At 37.4% G+C, this 26,304-nt stretch carries 21 protein-coding genes, 1 tRNA gene and 2 pseudogenes; 15 read left to right on the forward strand and 9 right to left on the reverse strand.

Annotation, left to right across the window (positions count from 1 at the left end; genetic code table 11):
• Positions 1-27 precede the first annotated feature (27 nt).
• The 10 genes from IPK35_07770 to IPK35_07815 all read left to right on the forward strand — a co-directional run bounded on the left by IPK35_07770 (position 28) and on the right by IPK35_07815 (position 11,953).
• Complete coding sequence (locus IPK35_07770; protein MBK8053155.1) at positions 28-672, forward strand: DUF47 family protein; 645 nt, start codon at positions 28-30, stop codon at positions 670-672.
• 1 nt (position 673) lies between these two features.
• The gene (locus IPK35_07775; protein ID MBK8053156.1) at positions 674-2,425 is read left to right on the forward strand and encodes an inorganic phosphate transporter; all 1,752 of its coding nucleotides are present in this window, start codon (positions 674-676) and stop codon (positions 2,423-2,425) included.
• A 181-nt stretch (positions 2,426-2,606) separates the two neighbouring features.
• Positions 2,607-3,740 (forward strand): penicillin acylase family protein, encoded by a 1,134-nt coding sequence (locus IPK35_07780; protein MBK8053157.1) that lies wholly within the window; start codon positions 2,607-2,609, stop codon positions 3,738-3,740.
• Positions 3,713-5,035 (forward strand): penicillin acylase family protein, encoded by a 1,323-nt coding sequence (locus tag IPK35_07785; GenBank protein ID MBK8053158.1) that lies wholly within the window; start codon positions 3,713-3,715, stop codon positions 5,033-5,035. Before IPK35_07780 ends, IPK35_07785 begins: the two co-directional genes overlap by 28 nt.
• Complete coding sequence (locus IPK35_07790; protein MBK8053159.1) at positions 5,032-5,388, forward strand: hypothetical protein; 357 nt, start codon at positions 5,032-5,034, stop codon at positions 5,386-5,388. Before IPK35_07785 ends, IPK35_07790 begins: the two co-directional genes overlap by 4 nt.
• 4 nt (positions 5,389-5,392) lie before the next feature.
• Positions 5,393-5,989, forward strand: a complete 597-nt coding sequence (locus IPK35_07795) for a dephospho-CoA kinase (GenBank protein ID MBK8053160.1) — start codon at positions 5,393-5,395, stop codon at positions 5,987-5,989.
• An 88-nt stretch (positions 5,990-6,077) separates the two neighbouring features.
• Complete coding sequence (locus IPK35_07800) at positions 6,078-7,109, forward strand: alpha/beta hydrolase (protein ID MBK8053161.1); 1,032 nt, start codon at positions 6,078-6,080, stop codon at positions 7,107-7,109.
• 156 nt (positions 7,110-7,265) lie between these two features.
• Complete coding sequence (locus IPK35_07805; GenBank protein MBK8053162.1) at positions 7,266-9,542, forward strand: TonB-dependent receptor; 2,277 nt, start codon at positions 7,266-7,268, stop codon at positions 9,540-9,542.
• Positions 9,543-9,652: 110 nt separating this feature from the next.
• Positions 9,653-10,435, forward strand: a complete 783-nt coding sequence (rpsP, locus tag IPK35_07810) for a 30S ribosomal protein S16 (GenBank protein ID MBK8053163.1) — start codon at positions 9,653-9,655, stop codon at positions 10,433-10,435.
• A gap of 144 nt (positions 10,436-10,579) precedes the next feature.
• Positions 10,580-11,953 (forward strand): hypothetical protein, encoded by a 1,374-nt coding sequence (locus IPK35_07815; GenBank protein MBK8053164.1) that lies wholly within the window; start codon positions 10,580-10,582, stop codon positions 11,951-11,953.
• Between the two features lie 334 nt (positions 11,954-12,287).
• On the opposite strand, the gene IPK35_07820 is transcribed toward IPK35_07815, so the two are convergent.
• The 6 genes from IPK35_07820 to IPK35_07845 all read right to left on the reverse strand — a co-directional run bounded on the left by IPK35_07820 (position 12,288) and on the right by IPK35_07845 (position 17,965).
• Positions 12,288-12,361, reverse strand: a tRNA-Arg gene (locus IPK35_07820).
• A 146-nt stretch (positions 12,362-12,507) separates the two neighbouring features.
• Positions 12,508-12,648 carry a GIY-YIG nuclease family protein gene (locus IPK35_07825; protein MBK8053165.1) on the reverse strand — a complete coding sequence of 47 codons (141 nt, stop codon included), beginning with the start codon at positions 12,646-12,648 and terminating at the stop codon, positions 12,508-12,510.
• Between the two features lie 440 nt (positions 12,649-13,088).
• Positions 13,089-15,221, reverse strand: coding sequence for an alpha-galactosidase (locus IPK35_07830; GenBank protein ID MBK8053166.1), 2,133 nt, complete (start codon positions 15,219-15,221; stop codon positions 13,089-13,091).
• Positions 15,222-15,295: 74 nt separating this feature from the next.
• Positions 15,296-16,303, reverse strand: a complete 1,008-nt coding sequence (locus tag IPK35_07835; GenBank protein ID MBK8053167.1) for a metallophosphoesterase — start codon at positions 16,301-16,303, stop codon at positions 15,296-15,298.
• A 124-nt stretch (positions 16,304-16,427) separates the two neighbouring features.
• A complete protein-coding gene (locus IPK35_07840) occupies positions 16,428-16,784 on the reverse strand; it encodes a DUF2200 domain-containing protein (GenBank protein ID MBK8053168.1) in 357 nt (118 codons plus the stop codon).
• A 68-nt stretch (positions 16,785-16,852) separates the two neighbouring features.
• Positions 16,853-17,965 carry a Gfo/Idh/MocA family oxidoreductase gene (locus IPK35_07845; protein MBK8053169.1) on the reverse strand — a complete coding sequence of 371 codons (1,113 nt, stop codon included), beginning with the start codon at positions 17,963-17,965 and terminating at the stop codon, positions 16,853-16,855.
• 349 nt (positions 17,966-18,314) lie between these two features.
• Between IPK35_07845 and lpdA the strand changes: the two are divergent.
• The 5 genes and pseudogenes from lpdA (at position 18,315) to IPK35_07870 (ending at position 21,891) form a co-directional block, all read left to right on the forward strand.
• Positions 18,315-19,711, forward strand: a pseudogene (lpdA, locus tag IPK35_07850) (dihydrolipoyl dehydrogenase).
• A 102-nt stretch (positions 19,712-19,813) separates the two neighbouring features.
• Positions 19,814-20,338, forward strand: a pseudogene (locus IPK35_07855) (site-specific DNA-methyltransferase).
• Positions 20,339-20,370: 32 nt separating this feature from the next.
• Positions 20,371-21,300, forward strand: a complete 930-nt coding sequence (locus IPK35_07860; protein ID MBK8053170.1) for an HNH endonuclease — start codon at positions 20,371-20,373, stop codon at positions 21,298-21,300.
• Between the two features lie 15 nt (positions 21,301-21,315).
• A complete protein-coding gene (locus IPK35_07865; protein MBK8053171.1) occupies positions 21,316-21,510 on the forward strand; it encodes a hypothetical protein in 195 nt (64 codons plus the stop codon).
• An 18-nt stretch (positions 21,511-21,528) separates the two neighbouring features.
• Complete coding sequence (locus IPK35_07870; GenBank protein MBK8053172.1) at positions 21,529-21,891, forward strand: hypothetical protein; 363 nt, start codon at positions 21,529-21,531, stop codon at positions 21,889-21,891.
• Between the two features lie 112 nt (positions 21,892-22,003).
• On the opposite strand, the gene IPK35_07875 is transcribed toward IPK35_07870, so the two are convergent.
• Genes IPK35_07875 through IPK35_07885 form a run of 3 tightly spaced genes read right to left on the reverse strand, consistent with a single transcriptional unit; the run spans position 22,004 to position 26,219 of the window.
• Positions 22,004-24,043, reverse strand: a complete 2,040-nt coding sequence (locus IPK35_07875) for a TonB-dependent receptor (protein MBK8053173.1) — start codon at positions 24,041-24,043, stop codon at positions 22,004-22,006.
• Positions 24,040-24,891, reverse strand: coding sequence for a peptide chain release factor N(5)-glutamine methyltransferase (gene prmC / locus IPK35_07880; GenBank protein MBK8053174.1), 852 nt, complete (start codon positions 24,889-24,891; stop codon positions 24,040-24,042). The genes IPK35_07875 and prmC overlap by 4 nt, the downstream gene beginning before the upstream one ends.
• Entirely contained in the window at positions 24,888-26,219 is a 1,332-nt protein-coding gene (locus IPK35_07885) for an oligosaccharide flippase family protein (protein MBK8053175.1), read from the reverse strand. The genes prmC and IPK35_07885 overlap by 4 nt, the downstream gene beginning before the upstream one ends.
• Between the last annotated feature and the right edge of the window lie 85 nt (positions 26,220-26,304).

Below are 26,304 nucleotides of genomic sequence, written 5' to 3' on the forward strand. Positions count from 1 at the left end.
TTTTTATTTCAAACGTAACCGGAGACAATGATTTTTTCAAACGCTAACAAATCAATATCCTTAATTGACAGATTTCTCAATCTTGTGGATGAGAGTGTACTTACATTTAAAGAAGGAGTAAAAAACTACCTGTACAATAGTACTGAAAGTTTCAAAAACAATTTACAACACCTTGCCAAACTCGAATTGGAATCTGACAGTATCAGGAAGGAAATCGAACATACCTTGTACACACAGTCATTGATGCCCCAATTAAGGGGAGATATCATGAAACTGCTTGAAGAAATGGATAATATTATTGATTTATCAAAAAAAAATCTGTTCCAGTTTGATGTTGAAATGCCATTGATACCTTCATCTCTCATCAATGATTTTTTAAAACTTACTCAAATCTCTGCTTCAGCAGCAGAATCGGTCATCCCTGCTGCAAAATCTTATTTTAACGATCCTTCTTCAGTCAATGATAAGATACATAGGGTATATTTTTATGAAAAAGAGACCGACGTACTTGCAGATATGATCAGACGGAAAGTTTTCAGAGAAATGCCTGAACTCAAGTTGGCGGAAAAATTTCACCTTAGATATTTTACATTACATATAGAAAACATCTCTGATAATGCCGAAAAAGTGGCAGATCTGCTGACAATCATGGCAATAAAAAGAATGGTTTAAGATGACAATACTATTTTTTTTATCAGGTGGTTTATTTTTGGGATGGTCGTTGGGAGCCAACGATGCAGCAAATATTTTTGGTACCGCCGTAGGTACCCGAATGATCAAATTCACCAAAGCAGCCATAATAGCCAGTATTTTTGTAATGCTGGGTGCAATGATACAGGGAACAGGGACGACCAATACACTTTCACAACTTGGAAGAGTGGATACGTTGGGAGGTGCATTTTCTGTTGCATTATGTTCAGCGCTTATAGTAGCTTTGATGACAAAACTAAAACTTCCTGTTTCTACAGGGCAGGCCATAGTGGGGTCTATCGTAGCGTGGTGTTACTTTACTTCCAATCCTGTTGATTATTCTATTCTATCTGTTTTGATAAGTTCCTGGGTATATGGGCCGGTGTTAGGGGCCATATTTTCTGCTTTATTATACCTGTTGATCAGGAGATTTATCAAAACTACCACCGTACATGTGATAAAAATAGACATGTTGGTCAGGTATGGCCTCATTGCTGCCGGAGCATTTGGAGCATATAGTCTTGGAGCAAATAATATAGCCAACGTGATGGGCGTTTTTGTAAATTCTGCTGACATCACTTTTCAAATCGGTACATTGAATTTTAATTCAGTGCAGGTGCTTTTTTTTCTTGGCGGATTATCCATAGCATTGGGTATCTTGACGTACAGTAAAAAAGTAATGGAAACTGTTGGAGGCGATATTGTGACTTTGACACCTGAAAATGCATTGGTTGTAGTAGTTTCACAATCTTTGGTACTATTCATTTTTTCTTCGACGACCCTGTCCAATGTATTTACTTCAGTTGGCCTTCCGGCAATTCCGCTTGTGCCTGTGTCCAGCACGCAGGTCGTGGTTGGTGCTGTGATCGGTATCGGATTAGTCAAGGGCATACAGGAAGTACGTTTTGGTGTTTTGGGTAACATTGCAATGGGATGGGTTATGACTCCTGTGTTATCCGGTTTATTGACATTTATTAGTTTATTTTTTATTCAAAATGTATTCGACATTGGTATTACAAAGCAGAGACCGATCAATGGTTTTTTCAATGATGGACAAAATGTACCCATTTCATTGATTATTCATCCTGATCAATATAAATATCTATATTACGCCATTATATTTATTGTTTTGGCCTTAGCAGTGAGATTGTATTTTATATTTTTAAAAAGGCGAAAAGAAAACCAATTGCAGCAAGAATTCCTTAGAAAAGAAAATGAATATATACAGTTCCACAAAGAAATAATTGATCTTGAAATCAAAAATGTTTTGGAAGAAAATTATCAGATAGCAGTTCAGGCATCTACCGGTGCTTCCTCTCCCGATTTTTTAGAAGCACACAAGCAGGAATTCAGAGACTATCTCACGTCTATAAGGGATGGATTGGATAATATGTCTTTCGCCGAAAGTCAGGATGACTCAAAAACTAAATTGGTCAACATCATAGATAAGATAGTACACTATAATATAGATGATGATAGTCAAACCAATCCAGGTACTGCAGAAAATATTCGAAGTGACCATTATTTTACCCGACTGATAAACATGTACCCCAATTTGACACAACAGGAAATCAAAGCAGCACTCTTGATTGTAAATGACTTCTCTGAAAATGAAATACCTGCATTTATGAACGTGTCTAAGGAAGAATTTAAGGCGACCAGATACAGACTGCGCAAAAAACTGGGCCTGACAAAAGATGTTGACCTTAAGCTTTTTCTGGAGTCCATTGGGTAAAAATCTACAATGAATTAATTACCCAGAGATCATCAACCAACACAAAAACTTTTTTCTGAAAAGAAACAAAGCCTACGTGATAATCAGTAGCAAACATCCGTAAAGCATAAAAATACTGTCAAAATGTATTGTGTTACTAAAATTCATAGTATTATTATGGCAAAAATCAAGCTAAATCATTATGACCCAAAAAATATTTTATTTTTCATCATTTATCTTCACTGTCATTCTGGTATTGTTCCTCAATGGGAATATCCAATTATTGCAAAATCCAATACCTCCATTTGGAAAATTTTTAAACCCGTTCGGTGGAATATGGTCTTCCAACACTAAAAATGAAAAAGTCGATCTCACGTTAGACATGTACGGTCTTAAGGACAAGGTGGAGATAGTGTATGACGACAGACGAGTGGCACACATTTTTGCATCCAATATGGAGGATGCCCTCTTTGCCCAAGGATATGTAGAAGCGCAAAACAGGCTTTTTCAGATGGAATTCCTTGCTCTTGCCGCATCAGGTGAGTTGTCTTCTGTAATGGGAGCCAGAACCTTAGAGATAGACAAAGAAAAACGTCGGCGAGGTATGAAGTTTGCCGCTGAAAATGCCACCAAGGGTTGGGAAAAGTTTAAAGATTTTAATTCCGCATACAGATATGTGGATGGAGTCAATGCATATATAAAAAGTCTCAAACCAGCAGATTATCCGGTAGAGTTTAAACTATTTGATATCAAACCACAGGAATGGTCTGCACTAAAGTGTGCTTTGGTATTTAAACAAATGTCACTTACGCTGGCAGGACGCAACAGCGATATTAATAAAACAAATCTGCTTCAGGCATTGGGCACAGATGATTTTAATATGTTGTATCCTGAAAAACAAAGTGTAGAAAACCCCATTATCCCTCTTGAAAAACCATATTCTTTTGATACACTATATGGCCAAAAACAAGATCCTGGCGCCTTCTACAATCAGAAAATACTCAATGCATATTATGAAAAAAAGGAAAAAGGTATAGGAAGCAATTCCTGGGCAGTTGGTGGTAGTAAAACCGCTTCAGGAAGACCGATTTTTTGTAATGACCCGCACTTGAGTCTGGGCTTACCATCGATTTGGTTTGAGCTTCATATCCACACACCGGAATTCAATGCTTATGGTGTTTCCTTCCCCGGGATGCCGGGTATTATGATTGGCTTCAATGATTACATAGCATGGGGCGAAACCAATGTGGGACATGATGTCGAAGATCTTTTCATATCCAATGGACAAATAAAGAACGGACAAAATACATGCTTGACGGCAAAGAAACTGAAGTAGATTTCAGGCTTGAAGAGATCAAGGTCAAAGGAGGTAAAACAACGATTGACACTGTCAAATATACTTACTGGGGACCAGTGTACCACACTTCGGAAGACGGCAAACACGATTTGGCTATGCGATGGCTGTGTCATGATGTCCCGGATGCAGACGAGTACAACGTATTTATCAATGCTATGAAGTGCAAAAACTATAATGATTACCTTCAGGCCACAGAAGGATATATAGCACCTGCACAAAATTTTGGATTTGCTTCAGTACAAGGAGACATTGCTCTGAGAGTCAATGGGAGACTACCTGCTAAATATGATCAGGATGGCCGTTTTGTCGAAAATGGCAACAATACCAAAAACAACTGGCAGGGATGGATTCCCAGAAAACAAAATCCTCAAATCATCAACCCAAAAAGAGGATTTATTTCATCGGCCAATCAGGTGAGTGCGGACAAATCATACCCTTATTATTATACCGGCAGATTTGAAAGGTACAGAAACAGAAGTGTAAATGACAAACTTACTGCTATGTCAAGTGTCAGTGTTGATGATATGAAAAAAATGCAGCAAGATGCCTTTTCGCACAAAGCGGCTGACTATTTGAACCATATTAAAACATTGAATCTGGGTGATGAATTCAATGGAGATGAAAAGAAATGGTTTGACATCATTACAAATTGGGATAATCATTACTCTGTTGCTCAGGAAGGCCCAGTGATTTTTGACCTATTTTATAAAAAACTAGCTGATAATACCTGGGATGAAATAGAAGCCCTGCGAAAAGAAATGAACGTGGAGTATCCTGATGACTGGAGATTACTTGAACTTATCATCAACGATCCGAAAAATAAGTATTTCGATTATACTGGAACAAAAAATATCGAAAATGCCAGAGATATCATTATCAAATCACTTAAAGAAAGCTTTGCTGATATGGAAAAAAGGAAAAAAGAATCAAAGGGCACCAATTGGGGAACGTACAAACCCCTCAATATCTACCATTTGACCAGAGTCCCGGCCCTCTCTTCGACAGATATTTCTGCACCGGGATGCCCCGATGCCATCAATGCTACCGGAAACTCCTTTGGTCCTAGTTGGCGTATGGTGGTAAGTATGGAAGATGAGGTAAAGGCGTATGGTGTATATCCGGGTGGCCAGTCAGGAAACCCCACTAGCAAATATTATAAAAATATGATAGAATCGTGGGTCAAAGGTGAATATTATGTATTGAACAAATCAACAGATAAAGAAGCAATACGAGCAAAATCGACTCAATCTATCACTTTAAATCCAAAGAAATGAAATCTCTGATCTTTATACCTGTAGTCATAGTTGTGACATTTTTAGCCCAAATGGTTTTACCATGGTGGATAATTGCCCCAATTGCCTTTACGATATGTTATGTGTTCAATCCTGGAAAATTTTCATCATTTGCCGGCTGTCGGTTAGGAATCTTTGTTTTATGGACATTGAAAGCATATTTTGCTGATAAAAATTTTGATGTGCCTGCTTCCGGTATTTTGGGAGGGCTGATCGGAAATGTTTCACAGGGAGCTGTATTTTTTCTGACCGGAATTATAGGTGGGTTAGTAGCAGGCTTAAGTGGTTTGATGGGAGATTGGACCAGAACCCTTTCAAAAAAATCTGAGAAATGACATTATGAAAATCGTAGGCATCACAGGCGGTATAGGATCAGGCAAAACCACGGTTTGTCAGATTTTTGAAAATCTGGAAGTGCCCGTTTATAATGCTGACATCCAGGCTAAAAAAATAATGAACAGTAATCAATCGTTAAAAAAGAAAATTAAATCCCTACTTGGCGAAGATGCTTATTTTCAAAATGGAAAACTCAATCGTAACCATGTAGCCTCACTGATATTTGCAGATAAAGACCTTTTGTCCAAAATCAATTCTTTGGTGCATCCCATCGTACATGAAGATGCTAAGAGGTGGTCTGAACAATTTCAAAAACAAGGGATTCAATATGTACTCAAAGAAGCTGCCCTATTGGTTGAAAATGGCAGTTACAGGTCGCTGGATAGTTTGATAGTGGTAACTTGTCCTGAAGAAATAAGGATACAAAGGGTGATCAAAAGAGAAAAAGCCACGCGGGAAGAAGTACTTAAAAAGATAAAGAATCAGCTTCCTGAGCAAGAAAAAATAAAAGTAGCAGATTTTATTATTAGAAATGACGGACAGCTTCCTATCATTCCTCAGGTTTGGAACATTCATCAGGTATTGACAAAAAACAAATAAAAAAAAAGAAAACCATGCAGATATTTAAACTAAACAGAAAGTACTATACGAAAAAAATTAATCACAAGCTATTAATAATCAAATAATTGTGAATCTAAATTTTTTCAAATCATTTTCTACTCGATATAAGGTAACCGGATTTATTGTACTCCTTTTGATAGGTGGAATCATCCTTGGACCTGTTGAAAAATTTGATTCTCCTGTTTTACTTGAAACTGACATTGACATGCCTTTGACTCAACTTGATCAATTCATTGCTGATAAAGAGTCAAAAATCATCGATCTGAAACCTGACAATCAGGCACGTGTCATTTGGGCAAATCCTGAGAAAAAACACAAAACTGAATATGCCGTAGTCTATCTTCATGGTTTTTCGGCAAGCCAGAAAGAAGGAGACCCTATCCATCACGAGTTTGCATCAAGGTATGGATTTAACCTTTATCTTCCCAGGTTGGAAGACCATGGCAGGCTTGACAGCAATTCATTCTCCAGACTCACTCCCGACAATTTTATCCAATCAGCAGAAGATGCAGTCGATATAGGTAAGCTTCTGGGCGAAAAAGTGATCTTGATCTCATGCTCCACAGGAGGTACACTATCAGCAATTCTTGCATCCGCAGGCGAACATATCCATAGTATGATCATGTACTCTCCCAATATTGACATTTATGACCCTTTGTCTGATCTCCTTTTGTATCCCTGGGGCAAAAGATTATCGGCCCTTGTCATGAAAGGTCACCACAACAGAGTCACCTATGATTCGCTTGGCCAGGCATACTGGAACAGTGTATATCATACCAATGCATTATTCGCGCTCAAAACCATGATACAGGATTTTATGACAGAAGATCAATTTAAAAAAATTAAAGTCCCGGTATTCATGGGGTATTACTACAAAGACGAAGAAAATCAGGATAAAGTAGTATCTGTAAAAAGAATGCTGGAATTCTACGATCAGATAGGTACACCAGACCATTTGAAGCAAAAAACAGCTTTTCCTCAAGCAGGAGGACACGTCATTTCATCAGAAGTATTTTCAAAAGATATCGAAAGTGTTAAGAAGGCTACCTTTAGTTGGGCAGAAAAAGTCTTAAAAATAAAGCCAGTTCTTCAAGATTAAGATGTTTAAAAAAACAATTAGTTGTAAATCAAGAGATTATTTTGAAGCCACGTTCTTAATGTATTGATTATAAGGCAATAAAAATTTAAACATACTCTAATTAGGTAATTACTTGACGCGACTTTATCTTTGCATCCAAAAGCTTTAATTTTGAAAATCCACATTCTCTACTTCACTCTGTTATTGTTGTACTCCGGTTTTACATTGCGATCACAAAATGGCACTTTACGGGGTCATGTATATGATGCACAGACAGGAAGTCCGCTGATAAGCGCAAATTTACAGTTGAAGGGTACTAATACGGGTACTATCACAGATGTCAACGGTTTCTATTTCTTCACAAATGTTCCGTCCGGAGATTACAATTTAATAGCTACATATGTAGGTTATGACAGTATTTCTGTTCCTGTAAAAATCAGTCCCAATACTATCGTATACAAGTCAGTGACGATGACCGAAAGTAGCGTCCAGCTTAGCGAGGTATCCATCTCATCATCCCGTGAAAAATCCAGATCTACAGTCAATATTTCTCAAATATCTGTTACTGGAAGACAAATAAAAACGCTGCCTGCTGTTGGTGGAGAGTCAGATATAGCCCAGTATCTGCAGGTGTTACCAGGGGTAATCTCCACAGGAGACCAGGGAGGCCAAATATATATCAGAGGTGGATCGCCCATACAAAACAAAATCCTCATGGATGGACTCAACATATTTAATCCATTTCATTCGGTTGGATTTTACTCAGTTTTTGAAACAGAGTTGATCAAAAACACTGAAGTGTACACCGGTGGGTTTGGTGCAGAATATGGAGGCAGGATTTCAGCTATAATCGATATTACTACGAGAGAAGGCAACAAAAAACGTATGAGTGGTTTTTTAAGTGGCGGGCCATTTATGGTGAAAGGATTAATTGAAGGGCCATTAAAAAAATTTAAAGAAGGAGGTTCATCTATTTCATATGTGATGACAGCAAAAAAATCACTGATAGAAAACAGTTCCAAATCATTGTATAAATATGCTGCTACAAATGATTCGGTAGGATTACCTTTTTCATTTTCAGATTATTATGGCAAAATATCATTTAATGGGGCCAATGGCAGCAAAGTCAATATCTTTGGCTTCAACTATCAGGATAAATATGCCAATCCTGCACTTGCAAACATAGACTGGACAAATACCGGAGGCGGAGCAAATTTTGTACTGATACCTTCAGGAAGTGATATCATCATAGATGGATTGGTAGGTTTTACAAAATATCATTCTTCACTTCAGGAAAAGAATGATCAACCAAGAACGTCAGCAATTGATGAAATCTCTGCACAGTTAAATTTCTCCATTTTTGGCAATAAAAGTGAATTAAAATATGGTTTGGACCTCAGAAGTCTGCGTACCGACTTTGAGTTTGTCAATCCTTTTGGTATTAGAATCATTCAGGAGCAAAATACAACTGAATTGGGCTTGTTTGGAAAATACAAAAGAATCTTTGGCAATCTAATAGCAGAACCCTCCGTGAGAATACAATACTATTCTTCATTGGGGACGATTACCTTTGAGCCACGACTCGGTTTAAAATACAATATTTCTGACGATCTCAGATTGAAAGTTTCAGGAGGCCGGTATACACAAAATCTCCTGAGCACTTCCAATGAGAGAGATGTTGTCAACCTATTTAATGGCTTTCTTACAGGTCCTGAAAGTCAGGTATTGGGCCTTGATAATAATGTTGTTAAAAATAAACTTCAAATCTCCCATCACGCTATTGCAGGAGTAGAGTATGATCTTTCCAATAATATTAAACTCAATGCAGAAGCTTACTATAAAGATTTTCCACAGTTGATCGTGGTCAATAGAAATAAAACTCAAAGAACCCAGTCAGACTATTCGGTAGAGACAGGATCTGCATATGGGGCGGAACTATCCATCAAATACGAAATCCCAAAAGTGTACATCTGGACAACATATTCATATGGTTTTGTCAACAGATATGATGGTCAGCAGACATACCCTACTATATTTGACAGAAGACATAATGCCAATATGCTCCTCACCTACACACCTGACAGAGCTGCTACTTGGCAGATAAGCGGAAGATGGAATCTTGGATCAGGATTTCCATTTACAAAAACCAAAGCTTTCTACAATCATATTGATTTTTTATCAGGACCTGATACTGACTACGAAACCACCAATCCCAATAACGTAGGAATAGTATACTCTGATATCAGAAATGGTGGCAGACTACCTTACTACCACCGCCTGGACATTTCAGTGCAGAAAAAAATCATATTTTCAAAATATACGTCACTTGAGCTCAATTTTAGCATCACCAATGCCTACAACAGAGAAAACATCTTTTACTTTGACAGAATCCGGTACGAAAGAGTCAACCAACTACCTTTCTTACCTTCCATCGGGGCAAAAATTAATTTCTAAAGTGTTGGAAAATTAAAAATTATCATTACCTTTGCGCCCGTTAAAAACCTGATGGTTGACTTTTCGACTTATTCGGGTTTGATTTTCAAATAATTATAAAATTTTAACACATGGCAGTAAAAATGCGTTTGTCCAGAAAAGGACGTAAAAAGGCTCCCTTTTATCACATCGTCGTTGCGGATGCAAGGTCACCAAGAGACGGAAAATTCATCGAAAAATTAGGTACTTACAATCCAATGACCAAGCCGGCCACTATTGAAATAGATCGAAATGCCGCTTACGATTGGTTAGTAAAAGGAGCTCAACCTACAGACACAGTCAAAGCAATCCTTAGATTTAAGGGTGTGTATTACAAAAAACACCTGATGAGAGGAGTCAACAAAGGAGCTATGACTACAGAACAGGCAGATATACTATGGCAACAGTGGATCGATGCAAAAGAAAATAAAATCGAATCGAGAAGACAACAGACTAAAGCTGAAGAAGAAGCATTCAGAGTAATGGTGTCCGGCACAGCCAAACAAAAAGTTATTGTTGCAGATGAAGAAACAAAAGACGCAGCACATGCTTTCAGGGCAGATTCAGAAGCAGTTGCTGAAGCCGCTGAAGATATTGTTTCAGAAACACCGGTAGCAGTAGAAGAAACAGCAACTGAAGTTCAGTCATCGGTTGCAGAAGTTGTTGAAACACCTGCAGAAATAGTAGAAGAAGTGGTTGCAGATGTTGTTGAAAAACAGGCAGAAATAGTAGAAGAAGTTGTAACAGAAGTTGTTGAAACCCCAGCAGAAGAAGTCGTTGCAGAAGTGACTGAAGCTGTAGCTGAAGTAGAAACGCCTGAGGCAAACGAAACTACTGATGAAACATCAGAAGACAGCACAGACAAAGCAGAATAAGATACAATAAAATAATATTATGCACATAAAACGTGCATATCGGTAATAACCGAAACAAAAACCTGATAAAATGAGTTATTTTATCAGGTTTTGTTTTATAAAAATTAAGTTTGACATCATTCATTTTTTTAAAAATAATCAATCATGGAAGCATTATCACAAGAATATAAATCACATCTTGATCAACTGAAAGACGCTCTTCAAAATTCTGAATTGCTGGAAGCTTATCTTGAAAATGAGTCAGAAGAGTTATACAAACAAATGATTGAGGCTTTTGAACCTCATATCATGGAAGTATATAGCCACGTTGCTGATAACAGCCCATTGCAGCTTATAGCTATCGAAAATGAGTTGCTGGACCTGGGTTTTGAAGGTTTATTTTTACCAAGAATTCTCGGCTATTCGGTATTAAGAGGTGAAAAAGATACTAACTACAAATACAAAAGACCACAAGATCACTTTAAAAAGATCCTGAACGCCATTTGTGAGTCGGCCAATTTTGATTTTATAAAAAACAGAATAGGTCAGACTGTGCAGATTGGCTTTGCATTGAGCAGTGATATTTGGCTTACCAATCTGATGGAAAACCTTAACAATAAAAAGGTAAAATCATTTCTGAATATCCAAAAACTGGATAAATACCGAGAAGTGACCGGAAGACAATCCGGATATGCTAATTACAGCAAACAATTTGTGAACCAAAATTACCTGACGGCTGACTTCCCTACCAATCCTACTGAGCTGAAAATCATGGGTTCATCTCTCATTCACTTTTTGAAATACAGAGCAAACCGCAGATTCAACAATGAAAGCGTCATACCACATTTAGATAAACTGATCTCCAATGAAAGTCTGCAGAACGATCCGGACTTTTTGGAAATCACGATGCTGACAGGTATGTTTTATCAGATAAGTGACTCATCAGCAAAAATAGTATCAGGAATCTTTGACCAACTGAGGAAAAAAGATCCTGAGTTTGTAACAAAGTATTTCCAACACCTACACAGTCTATACAAAGCAGAAGTGGAAATCACTCCTGATGCTGATAAAAGAATGTCTAAAATTATCAATAAAAGCATCAAGGATGGAATTTCTGAGTATTATACCCTTATGGATGTAGTGCACACAAAAGGATATGTTCATGAAGATACCATCTCTGCAGTGAAGGAATACTACGATCGGCACAAGGGTCTGAGTATCGAAAATGAATGTTTGAGAGAAGGTATTTTCGGATATTGTGAAAGCTTCCTCAACAATCTGGATATCGAGAGCTATCATGAGTATTTTGAGATCAATAAAGTATTTGTATCTTATATCAATACATTTTTCAATCAAAAATTTAACCAGAATATCAAAGAACTCAGCCTGAGATACATCTATCGCGCCATGGATGTCTATACTGACAAAAGAGGTAGAGACTATCAGGATATCAAAAAATTTGTGTCTTCAACCTTTGTGGATTTGGGCTTCAAGACAGAAAAAGAAATAGCTGAAATGTTCAAGACCAAAAGAAGTTAACTTTACACTATATAGCTATCATCTATAACTTCCTTTGGAGGTTTGAGCGATAACTTAGCATGGGCTTACCCCCAAGAATAAACGTAAGATCGATAAGTATGTAAGAATTTGTGTAAGCTATTAAGCCATCACAATCTTAAACAAAGATGATTCCATTTATCAATGTTTAATCCAGAGCCGATGATTTTTGGAAGCTGGCTGATAAACGGAATTGTGTCTAAGTAACCTATTTTCCAGATAATTGGTTTGAACAATATATGATCTGCATGAAGACTGGTTAAAATGTACATACATAAAAAACATAATGAAAAAAGCCGCATTTATGCGGCTTTTGTGACCTCAGGAGGATTCGAACCCCCAACCCTCAGAGCCGAAATCTGATATTCTATCCAGTTGAACTATGAGGCCAATTTATTTTCGAAGTACAAAAGTAAGATAACTTAAGTGTTAGGCAAATATTTTTTGCGAATAAATCTCCTGCCACTACTTGTTTTAAGTTTAACTTCTTTCTCCTTAGCTTCATTTCTTGTTTCAAATTGCTCTTGATGTATCATTTACCATGGAACAAAGGCTTTGGTGGAGGTGTTATATCCTGAATTGTGCTGCATTATTCTTTCTGTAATATTTTCTGTCATACCTATGTAAATATGACCATGTAGTTTTGAAATTAAGTAAGTACCATAAAAAGTAGCGATTGAATAAACAGACTGATAAAATTAGCATAAGCAGAAATAGCTGATTTTTGATAACTTAATACCTATAGTATTCAAAGAACGAACTTGTCCCCTCCATTTTAAGGGTGACTGAATGGTTGCAAAGCAAATTGAGTGAACGATTTCACTCAATAATGAAAGAACCACAAACATCGGCTTGTGGACACATTTAGGGGGGTAAATTTAGAGGAATACATAAACAGAAAACACGGGTAAATTTATTTATTGTTTGTTTTGTGAGAAGTTGTTGAGCCGAAACCTGCTCGCCTACTACGTAGTGGTCAGGCGGGTCTGATATTCTATCCAGTTGAACTATGAGGCCGTTGTTATTTAACAGTACAAAGGTAAAGTTCTTTATCCATTTTTTGTAATGGATTAGTTCTTTTATTCATTTTGATATGATGATGTGATTTTATCTGACATTATCTCACTACCAACCAAATATATCCATCAGCGGGTATGGTCACTTCCACTTCTGTATGATAATCTCTGGATAAAGTATATGCTTTAGGAGAGGAGTCGTGCAGACTTATTTTGGCATCTTTTGTCAATCCGGTATAATATAGGGGTAACTTGATTTTTCGGGTGATATTTGTTTTTAGCGGATTGTACAATAGAACAAATGCTTTTTCTTTTAATAGCGGATCCACATGCATGATGCCATCCCAGTCCCTGCCGTCAGCTCTACGCAAATGAATGATGTCTGCATTCAGGATGTTTCGGTACTTTTTATACCAATCTATGGTCTCTTTGACCACTTTTTTGGTATCTTCAGTATCATATAGTCTGGGTCCGCGGTAACAAGCCTGAACACCGGCACCATAATATTGGATCATCAGTTGTTTGTAGTCATCCAGATGCTCACTCAGTGGCTCCAAAATGGCGTCTTCATTTCCTCCCTGATATCTTGTCAACGGTACAAATCCCCACCCCATAGAAGGTATTTTGTCCCATGTACCATCGTAAATATTTTGGCGATTGAGTATTTTTTGTTGTGCACGTGATAGAGAAAAATTGACTTCTCTGTATCCAAGGGCGATCTTATGCGAACCGTCTAAAAAGTACCAGTCCGGTGCATTGATGTATACTCCCTGAGCATTGAGATCACGATATAGTTGTTTTTGCATTTCCATTTGTACCCATTGAGAATCGTCCAGTCCTTTATGACCCGGATGTGATGTTGAAGCACACACATCACCAGGGTAGGGGCCATCATGTTCCAACAGGTCAAATCCTGTTTCAGTGATGAATTTTCTGATTTTTCTGACATAGTTGATACCCCATTTACTGGCCATACAAGGTGCGTGTCCAAAAAATGCCCCTTTGTTGGGAAGTCCCGTTATCGGATCTATGACGTCTGTTTCATCATCTATCCTGCGGCTGCTGAATAGTGAGTAACCACCCAGTTTTATTCCCTTGCTATGAGCATAATCGGTCAGAACTTTAAACTTTCTGATGTTTTCCGGCGAGTCATCCTCCATGTTCAGGCCACTCCCAAAACTAAGAATGACCATCTCATATCCGGTCTCTGCACATTGGTCGATGATGTTTTTTACCTGCACAGAGTCTGTGCTCACTAAATGCATAAATATGGGATTTTGTGTTGTCCACGGAAATAGTGTTCTATACATCTTTCTGCGTGCAAGACCATTGCGTTCGCGATCATAGGAGTCCAATAACAATTCGTATGTGCGTATCGATTTGAATTTAGCTCCGGGAGCCAATTCTATACCTACACCCTGATGTGGATACACCTCCGCGACACAGGGTGTCTCATAATTGTAATTGACCTGTGATGTGTACGTACTGTCAGTATGCCAGTGTGTGCCCTGATCAGAAAGTTCGTATCGCATGGCATTGTTATATGCAAAGTTGTTTTCAATGTAGATTTTTTGGGGCTTTTTCATTTTTTCAGGTTTTCCAATTACAGCAGATTCTTCTTCCACAAGTGCCAGGATTTCGTTGACGACCTGATTGATTTTTATCGGTTGAGCTGAAAGATTTGTTAAGGTGACCCATTTGCTGATGACCGGAATTCCATCAAATATTTCATAATGCACCACAACTTCGATATTTTTAAGTGCTGGATTTTTTGATGCAAAAAATAACTGAAGATGCTTACCTGTAGGCCATTTTTTATTGGATGCCCAGGTCTGACAATTCCATTGGAAATGTGGCTGTACTTCCCCGGATTCATATCTCGTAAACTGAAAATCAGCTTCCTTTTTCACAAAGTCTTTGATCCATGTTTCAAGAAGATAAGCATGTTCTTTTTGTCCATATAGTCCACCAATATTATAGGTCTCGCCATTTAAAGTTATTCTGGCTTCCGGTCTGACTGAACGAATGAATTCTTCTCCTGTGCTTAGGTTTTTGAAGCTTGTGGTAGTTGCATTAGGTGTTATGTGTATGCGCCTGGAAATCAAACCATTGTTTAGCTCAAGAAATTGGTCGCCTTGGATGATTTGGCTTTTTTGTTTTACCGGAGTTATTAGCCAATCGGTTGATGTTTTCTGTCCATATACACCAGATGTCAATATCAGCAATAAAGCCACTGAAAATGGTATTTTGGATCTGAGTGAGAAATAGTAAAAAGATGATTTCAAGAGAGTCATGTTATTTTCTAAATTTATTTGATTGAAAACGGTACCTTCCAGTCGGAAATTTGAGCAGTAATACGAGCAGCATCTGGATGTTTTTTTTCTGTAGGTGTAGGCGATACTAGGTGACTTTGGCGTCCTTTTATTTCTATTTTGCCTGAAGGATCTATTTTGATAAATGCGTACAGAGGATCTTTGTACATCGATTTTCCACCTTCCGAACCATAGCCTTCACCAGCATAGTAATAAGAAGCACTATTCATCTGGAAATAATGAACTTTATTAATGATGCTATGGTCATCTACATGATGGTGTCCGCTGAAGCATGCTATCACTTTTTGAAAATCAGGACGATTATTGGCATCATCTATGATTTTCCTGACATCATGACGGTTAGGTACACAATATCCACCCCAAATCTCTCCGATAGACTGATGTGAAAAAATAATACATTGTTTATCTGTGGCAGCTAGGTCACTCTTCAACCATTCTATTTGCTCAGGATTGATATAATCCCGACTTTTTATAAATTTAAAATAATTGCCTTTTTCATACTCCACATACTGCCCATCCTTCAATATATAATTACCATCCAATACAATGAAATGAAAATCACCCTGATCAAATGAATAGTATCTGTTTTTTAAACCCCAAAAATCCATAATGTCTCTTTTATCACCATGATCCATGTCATGATTTCCCAGAACATGAAACTTTGCACCTTTATATGAATTATATAGATCTAAAAATGATTTGGCTTCGGCATTCGGATGGCAAAAATCTCCACATTGGATGATAAAATCAGGTTTTTGTTTTGATGCTTCAAATATGAATGACTCCAATCTCGCTTGTGCATCAGTGGCATATCCATGGTGCACATCAGTGATCAAACCAAATGTCACGGATTTTCCTTTTGTTGTAATCGAAGATGAAAATGACATTTCAGGCATACAAAGAAGCGATGCCGCTAAACTTGTATTTTTAAGAAACTGCCTTCTGTTTTGGGTAAGGGATTTTACATTTATGTTATGTTGCATGCCAGATATATAATTTTAAATTTTGTCCAAATGTACATAATTGGGCTCAGTAAGTGGATAATTTAGTTATGTTTAATGCCTGAAATAGAAGGGCGAGAGTAGAAATAATCAAAATCTACTTTAGTCACCTCAATATCTTGTCCATACTTCTGCCTTTTGCCAGTTCATCTACCAACTTGTCGAGAAACCGAACTTTTTTTGTCAATGGATTTTCTATTTCTTCAATACGGTATCCACAGATGAGTCCGGTGATAAGACGCGCATTAGGGTTTAAATAGGCACTTTCAAAAAAAGATTGGAAAGTTGCTTTATCGTCTATTTGTTGTTGAATTTGTGTATCATCAAACCCCGTAAGCCAGGTTATGACCTGATGCAATTCTTCTTTGGATCTGCCTTTCTTTTCTACTTTTGTGACATAGTGTGGGTATACAGAAGCAAATGTCATTTTGGCTATTCTGTCATCGTGAGAGTTGGAATTCATCTTGTTATTTTTACTTTTGGTTATTATGGTAATTCCGTATAGGTAAGCTTAATTTTTTAATTATCTATTTATGGCTTTATCTTAACCGCCTTACCTTTTTTGGATGATATTTTTGCTGCTTCAAGGATTTCCATGACAATCATATTATTCTCCAATGACGAAAGATCATAAGGTTTTAAAGAGATCTTCTTGCGTATCAGGGCCGAAAAAAGTAAAAAAGGATCATTGTAAGGTTCAGGCAATAGCGATGGTTTCTTGAGAGTTTCTTTGTACACATCATAACCTTCGGCGATACGCATTCGCAGGTCGGTTCTGTTATCAGCAAAAATAGCTCCCGTCGTTCCATACACTTCCATATCTTTTCGTCCGATTGGCCAGTTCCAAGATGCCTGAATTGTGGTTTTTGACTTGTCGTACTCCAGGATGATTGTACACTCATCATCTACTTTTGGGTTATTTTCTTTCTGAAATTGTTGTGTGATAGCAAAGACACTCCGCGGTTTTTTTCCTTCCATCATCCAGGTCGAAAGATTGGCACCATAGCAGCCAAAATCAGTGATAGCTCCGCCTCCATTTTGTATCGGGTCTGTAAGCCAAACGAGAAATTCTTTGTCAACACCTATTTTCAGTGGTCCCCGATGCCCATCTCTGATGACAAGTTGAGTTAGATTTCCTATACTGTCAGCAATGAGCAATTCATTGGCTTTATGTACAGTGGGATACCATGTTGTTTCATAATTTGTGATCAGGTGGATATGGTGTTTTTTGGCCAGGTTTTGCATTTTTCTGGCGTGGTCGAGACTTACAGCCAGTGGTTTTTCTACCATAACATGTATTCCAGACGGTGCACATGCCTCTACCACCGCAAGATGTTCAATGATCGGACCAAACGCCATTACCGCATCAGGCTTTGTTTTTTGGATCATTTCCTGGATAGTAGGAAAAACTATTTCCATTGAAAAATTATACATTTTTGAGTAGCGAAGGGCAAGCTCTTGATTTTTTTCTACGATACCCACCACTATCATTTTATCATCATCAGGCCTACCTAAAATCCAGTGAACATGACTATGTGATAATCCGGCAATGCCCGCACGTACTACTTCTGATTGACCGGTAGACTCCGATATCATTGAAGTTGTTAAGAATAGAGTGACATACAAATACAACTTAAAGGTCATGAGCAGCAAATGTCTTTATTTTGAAAATCAAATGTAAACAGATATTTTTTATTCAGTGCGAATAGTTTTTCTTTTTTAAGATATTCAACACAATGTCGTTTAGTTAAGGCATCTTTATGAAGTCTTTCCCTTGTAAGGAAAGATTTAGATGGGGTAAAACAAAGAAAAACTTCTTAACTAAACGACATTGATTTTAAACAAGTCTCAGATGCCAATTGGTAAAGCAATTCATGACAATAAATCTATCTTTTCAAAATTAGTAATAATTTGAAGCCTGAAATAAATTTATCATCCAATCAATCTTGAAAAAGCATACTAAAGTCTTACCTTTGCGAAAAATTTTGAAGATATGAACTTTGACTTGATTGTATTAGGAAGCGGTCCCGGTGGTTATGTGGCTGCTATCAGAGCATCTCAGCTTGGAATGAATGTTGCCGTAGTTGAAAAAGAAAGTTTAGGAGGCGTTTGCCTCAATTGGGGATGTATCCCTACTAAAGCCCTTCTCAAAAGTGCGCAAGTATTCAATTACATCCATCATGCTTCCGAATACGGCATCAATGTGGCAGAACCTACAGCGGATTTTAAGCAGATGATCTCCCGAAGTCGCGGTGTAGCTGATGGCATGTCCAAAGGGGTCAATTTCCTGATGAAAAAAAATAAAATCACAGTCATAGAAGGCTACGGAAGGCTAGCAAGAGGAAAAAAAATAGTAGTAACTGATAAAGAAGGCAAAAAGGCAGAGTACAGCGCAGAACACATCATTATCGCTACAGGGGGAAGAGCAAAAGAATTGCCCAATCTCAAGATCGATGGTAAAAAATCATCGGTTACCGCGAAGCCATGACACTGCCTGACCAGCCCAAAAGTATGGTAGTTGTAGGTGCCGGTGCCATAGGAGTGGAGTTTGCTTATTTTTACAATTCCATAGGAACTAAAGTGACCGTTGTGGAATTTTTGGAGCAAGGATTGTTACCTCGTGAAGATACTGATATATCCAAAGAACTGGCTAAAATATATAAAAAAGCAGGAATGAATATCCTGGCAAACAGTGCTGTAGAACATGTAGACATCACTGGGTCCACTTGCAAAGTTACGGTCAAAAGCAGAAAGGACGAGAGTGTACAAGTGATAGAATGTGATGTGGTACTTTCCGCAGCAGGTGTCACTCCCAATACTGAAGATATAGGACTGGAAGCATTAGGCATCGACTTGGATCGTGGTATGATCAAAACGGATGCATATTATCGCACCAATGTACCTGGTATCTACGCTATTGGAGATGTGATTCCTACCCAGGCCCTGGCGCACGTAGCAAGCGCAGAAGGTATCACTTGCGTGGAAAAAATAGCCGGCCATCATCCTGAGCCTATTGACTACAATAATATCCCATCATGTACATACTGCTGGCCGGAAGTATCGAGTGTCGGTATGACGGAAGCACAAGCAAAAGAAGCCGGATATAACATCAAAGTGGGCAAGTTTCCATTTTCTGCATCGGGAAAAGCCAGTGCTTCAGGAGCAAAGGAAGGTTTTGTCAAGGTAATATTTGATGCCAAATACGGTGAACTCCTCGGAGGGCATATGATAGGTGCCAATGTCACTGAAATGATAGCTGAACTGGTGCTGGCAAAAAAACTTGAAAGCACAGGCCATGAAATTTTGAAAGCAGTTCACCCCCATCCGACCATGAGTGAAGCAGTGATGGAAGCTACTGCTGCAGCTTATGATGAGGTGATACATTTGTAGGAATTGGCTGTATTAGAATTTGGTAATTGAAGTTTAGCTTGATCAAACATATAGGAAAAATTATTATCTTTGCGGTGGTTGAAACTTAATAATTAAAGATAAATGATTATAGAAACTGATATTAGACTAGGAGATTGTAAAAAAAATTTAAAAGAATTTCCAACCAACTCAGTTGATTTAATTTTTACATCTCCTCCTTATGCAGATCAGCGTAAAAGCTCTTATGGTGGTATCCATCCTGACAAATATGTTGAATGGTTTTCACCAATTTCAGAACAGCTTTTAAGAGTATTAAAGCCAACAGGAACCTTTGTTTTAAACATTAAAGAGAAAGTTGTCGATGGAGAGAGAAGTACGTATGTGATGGAACTTATTCTTGAAATGCGAAAACAAGGGTGGTTTTGGACTGAAGAATTCATTTGGCACAAAAAAAATTCCTACCCTGGGAAATGGCCCAATCGATTTAGAGACTCATGGGAAAGATTGCTTCAATTTAATAAGGATAAAAAATTTAATATGTATCAGGAAGAAGTGATGGTGCCAACTGGTGATTGGGCTAAAACACGTCTAAAAAACCTTTCAGAGACAGATAAAATTAGAGATAATTCTAAAGTTGGTAGCGGATTTTCATATTTGTTTACTAAAGCTGCTTAGGTTGTATGAGTTACGAAGGAGATATGTTTAAAAAATTGGGTATGCCTTCGAAAATGGATGTTGAACTAGCTATTTTGAAAACTTTGTTTAAAAACAATGGAACAATAAAAGAATTTGCGTCAGGAGAAGAAATTGTAACTGAAATTGCTAATTTATTTTCTTTAAATGAAGAGCAAAGACATTCCGTTTTGGAAAGAATCTATTATAAAGAGAACAGAATAGCTAAAACGCCTGTTTGGCATAGACTTTTGTATCGGGCAGCAGATTCCTTAGCTAATGAAAATCTGATTACAAGACCTTCAACTACTTATAAGTTAACCAATAAAAAGGAATGGATGTTAACTGAAGCAGGTATAGATAAATCATTAAATATATTAAATATACCATCTGCAACAAAAGAAAATCTATCTGTCAAATCATTTGAAGTTCAGAAGCTGGTTAATAAGATGAAATTATCAAAATACCCAAATATATACGACCCTTTTAAAAAAGAGAAACAGACTAAGTTCATATTAAAAGAACATAGTCTAAGGGAAAGAGGATTTAGGCAAATAGTTATCGAATCTTATGATTGTAAATGCAGTTTATGTGGGTTGAAGTTACCTTCTCCAAATAATTTATTGTGGGAAGTTGAGGCAGCCCATATTGTTCCTCATAGATTGAATGGAAAGGATGAAATATGGAATGGAATAGCATTTTGTAAGCTCCATCATTGGGCATTTGATGTCGGCTGGTTTTCCCTTACTAACGATTATAAAATAATTGTTTCAAAAAACTACAATGACCTTCCTGAAAATTTTGGAAAAATGTTGGAAATTGATTTTTTGCTAAATAAACTAAGAGCCGATAACCCAATTTCTTTACCTACTTTAAAAGATTTAAATCCACATATTGCTGCTTTAGAGTGGCATAGAAAAAATGTATTGTTTAAGTAATCAAAAATTTTATAAATGAAAAATAAGGTAGTATATGAATTAATAGAAGATGATGTTCAATTAGTAGCCGAAGAAATTTTAGACAGAAGATTGAAGAAAGATGAAATGGAAATAGTAAAATTGAAAATTGGAGATTATATTGATTGGTTTGACGCAATAGAAATGGTAATTATTGATAACAATATTGATGACATTAATGATGAGGCTTAATATCGATTTTTTAGTCAAATTAAAAAATTGAAAACTGATTTCAATACTGCTAAAAAAACTCTAAGAACAAGTAATTCTGGAATGGAAGTAATTGCAGTCAATGGTTGTTGCTATGGCATTCAGAATAAACCTGATAGGGGAGATTATTTTAAATTCTGTGGGCAAGAGTTTTGGAAGTTTATTTCAGGTAATGTCAATCTTTTTATTGAAATCATTGAACCATTAGGTCATAAATCAAAAGAAAGAAACGATGAGTTTATAAAATCTTATTCAAGAATGTTAAATAAATTTACACAAGAGTTTATTAAAGATTATTGCTTGGAAAATGGGGATATTGACTGGAGTAAAATAGTCCAATTAAATTCCAAAATGAGAAAATGATTACTGATAAGATATGGTAATGAAACTTTTTATCTTTAGAAATACCGCAGACATTTATGAGAATTGCATTTTAGTCAATATCAATAAGGCAAACATTTAGACAGAAATAATATTAAAATTTATTTTGATTGGTAAAAACCAACCTCACATACAGACCAAAATTCTGTGGTGAAGCAGCTTCGTAATACCTTCCCAGTGTGGCATTAGCTCGGAAATTGGAATAATCCATCAGATTAAATAGATTATTGGCAGTCAGTCCGGCAGTAAATCTGGAGGAAACTTTGAGTCCTGTTTGTACAGCTCCATTGATTTCATAAAATCCGTTTACTTTTGTTTTGTTGGCATCATCTACATACATGGCACTATTGTAAGATATATTGATTTGTGCAGTTGCCCATTGACCTGCATTGATGATGGACGTAAAATTCCATTTATGATTTGGTATCAGAGGTTGGGTATTGCCTGAAAAATCAGTGATGCCTGTGATGAAATCTTTGTATTTAAAATCCGAGTATGTATAATTAAGAACGGATTTAAAAAAGCTGCTCAACTCTATTTCTGTGGTACATTCAATTCCTTTTCTACTGGAAGATGCGGCATTCCTGTAAAATATTCTGCCAGGGGCATCTTTTATTTCGTATCCGGTGATTTGATCTCGTATATTTATATGGAATGCCGATATATTTAATGAAAAATGAGTATTCGGCACCCATTTAAGTCCGGCTTCTGTTTGTAATGAGGTCTCCGGATTCAGTCTAATATTAAACCCACCTGTCAGTTCCGGATTATTTGACAGCTCATTGAGCGTAGGCATTTCAAAGGTGGTATTGATATTAGAAAATACTGTTAATTTTTTATTGACAAGATAACCTAGACCGACTGAACCATTGAGATTGCTGTATCTTTTTTCTCCGTTATTTTTATCTGAGTTGATGAACCGGTCTTTGAGCTGATATTGATTGATATCCCATCTGACCATTTGATGGAGAGACCATTTTTTGATATTGTATTGCAACTGCTGAAAAATAGCTGCATTGAATACCTGTTCGAATTGATCCGCCGATAATGCTGATTTTGCGCCATTATTATTGCCTGATAAGATTCTTCTGTCTGACTGAAATTCCAGGGTTTGACCTATGGTTAAAATGAGATGATGTTTGGGCCGATATTCGTAAGTGTTGCCGATACCTCCGAAATGACGATTCAGATCTACCCAACCTCCGTTTACAAAAGGCAACCGTCCTGTAAAATCTCTGTATCGATAGAAGTATCCGGATATGAAAGTCGATTGATCACTTTTGGAGTACACTGATCTCCCGGACATGAGCAGCCCTGAAACTGATTCACCTGCATCAAATGTTACATTTCTTGGGTTGGCCTGATATCTGTCCTTAGTAAATTCATCCGCAGAAAGTGCACCGGGATCTTTACCTATCGGCGAGTAGTAAGCGCCATGAGTGAAATTAATTTGCCATTTATCATTGATATCAACTGAAGTCTTATTTAGCAGTGTGGTATTTTGAGCTTCACTAAATGATCTTTTGCCTTTGAAGTAATGGTGATTGGCAGACAGCACATTTTTGACTTTTTTACCCGTGACACCATATTTTATGCCTGCATCATAAGCTCCAAGGCTATTGACTCTCGTTAATACTTGTATGCCATCAAAAAATGTATTCAACCTGAAAGACAATGCGCCGCCACCTGCATTGCCGAGTCTTGCAGCAAGGCCGGATCTGACGATATCTACCGACTCGATATCAAATATGGATATTTCATCCAGCTGACTTGTGCCGTCAGGTGAAGTCAGGGGCAGGCCATCCTGATATATTCTGATACCTCTGATACCAAATGCCGACCTGCTGCCATAGCCACGGATAGCTATGCGCACGTCCTGAGCAAAATTTTCCCCGTTGAAAGACTGTATTCCGGCTTGTCTGTCCATCAGATTCCTGACATTATTCTGAAATTTATCAATTTCTGTGGCCTTTTGTTTGGTGTATGACCACGGCAATTGTCCATCAGATCTGATGTCTGAAAGCAAAATCTCTTCCATTTGAACTTTGATGGTACTGTCAGGACTTTCCTGAGCACGCACATCATGTAAGATCGTCATCATGAATATTGTATATATCCAACCGTGAACTTTCATTGTTTCAGTGATTTTTTTACTGCGGATACCATACGGTCTTTGCCTTGCATATCTTTGATGATGGCGACATGCTGCAAACCGTGATTTGTAAATGTTTCTACCACATTCTGACTATATTTTTCATTGATTTCAACTAAGACAAAACATCCATCATCCTGATATTCTGCGACGAAAGTGGCAATGGCTTCATAAAATTCCATCTCATCATCCTTAACAAAAAGAGCTATATGTGGCTCATAATCAAGCACATTGGCAGACATTTCTGATTTTTCAATTTTGCCTATATATGGTGGGTTGGAAATAATGACATCCACTTTTGGTAAGTCAGCCCATTGTGATCTGTCCAAAAAGTCAAACACACCAAATTCTACAAATACATCATGCGTTTCTGCATTTTCATGAGCAACACTGAGTGCGTCAACACTGATATCAATGGCAAGAAGTGTAAGTGGCTGCTGAGCCTTAATACCGATAGTAATCGGAATGATCCCTGATCCTGTGCCGATATCCATAATAGATTTGACGTTATTGTTCTTTAAAAAGTCAAGCGCCACAAACACAAGTTCTTCCGTTTCAGGTCTTGGGATGAGTACAGACGGATTTACCTTAAATTTTAGTCCGTAAAAATCGGCGTATCCTCCGATGTATTGCCATGGTTCATGTTTCAGTAATCTTTGAGTTACTTCATCAAATCTGACAATTTGGTCTGGATTCAACTCTTCCTCAGACCAAAAAGAAGCATTAAAAACATCTTCCAGTATATACCTCGCGATGATGGATGCCTCCCGGCTGTCATAAACAGTCATCAGTTTTTCGGATAGTGTACTATAAGCTGAAGTAAATGTCATGAAAAAGCTTTGAAAGATAAAAATAATGCCAATACTGAAGCAACACAATAAATGGAGTAATATTTTACATCAATGTACGCCGAAAGTGGAATACCATTTTTAATTTTATTATATAACATTAATATTAATTTCTGAATGAAATAGGCGACAACTGTGGCCAACGCAAGGCCATACATACCCCAAATGTGCATCCACCAGTAACTCAAAACGATATTACATGTCAGCTCCAAAATCCCTGACCAAATGATGACTTTGTGTTGATGCTTAGCAAAATTGTACGCTTGTGGCAACAAAACTCTGCTTGTAAGTATCAATAAATATATGTTGAAAATAAAAGCCGAAGTCTTGTATGACGGATTGTAGATGCCGGAAAAAAGAGAAGGAGATATAAACATCAGCACTATGGAAACCGGAAATAATATATGCATCCATTTTGTGGCTTTTGACTTTAACGCAGTAAGAGCAGATGTTCCCGAACCAAGAAGGGGAATCATCGCCACGGACAGACTACTATACAGCACGCTTGAAAAAGGCAGTTCTCTGGCTCCATACCTGAATACCGCAAAATCAGCAGCACTAAAGTATCTTGATACAAACCATCCATCCACTACATCCATAAGACTGGAAATCAAGGTATTTAAAATCAATGGTGCTGCAAAAATCAAAAATGTTATGAACACCTTTTTTTCAATCATTACTCCTTTAACAATATCCAGTAAGTAAATCAGGTAAACCAATCTTAAAGCAGCCAAAGCAATAAGGCATAATAGAAAATTTTTGACATCGGGTGCCATTATACCTATTAAGCCGGTCAGCAGTATTGTTGCTGATAAACTGATGATAGTATATCTGATAAGTAAAGCCGCTTGTTTTCTGAGTAGAAGTACGTTTTCCACCATAAGTAAAGGGGCAGAAACCATCACAAAAAGCGCCAGCAATGGTAAGAAATCAATACTACCTTCCGGCTTGAACGCTCCTGTCACCCATTGTGGAAATAAAAGTACCAACGATCCTATGAGGATACCAGTCAATACTAAAAGTAAAAAGACTGTTTGCAACGACTTTAGCTTGTCTCTTTCATGGATTCCGGGATAGTAGGATACCAAGGCATTTTGCATGCCCACCGTCCAGAAGAAGGATAATGTCACAGCGATAAATAACAATAATTCAAATTGACCGACTGCATCACTCGTCAAACCACTTTTGACCAAAAAGATAGAAACAAGGATACTTGTAAGATATCTACTTGCCTGATACAGCTGATAAGCATTGACCGGATCATGCGGCAGATTTTTAATCGCTTTTTTAAATGAGTGGATTGAAAACAAACTCACTGTTTGATTTTATAAAAAAACCGAAAGGTAAGGAAGTCTTATGTATTTCTGAGGGTTTAGGATCTGACTTTTGATTTCA

It is taken from the genome of Saprospiraceae bacterium (genome assembly GCA_016713025.1).
Taxonomy (GTDB): domain Bacteria; phylum Bacteroidota; class Bacteroidia; order Chitinophagales; family Saprospiraceae; genus OLB9.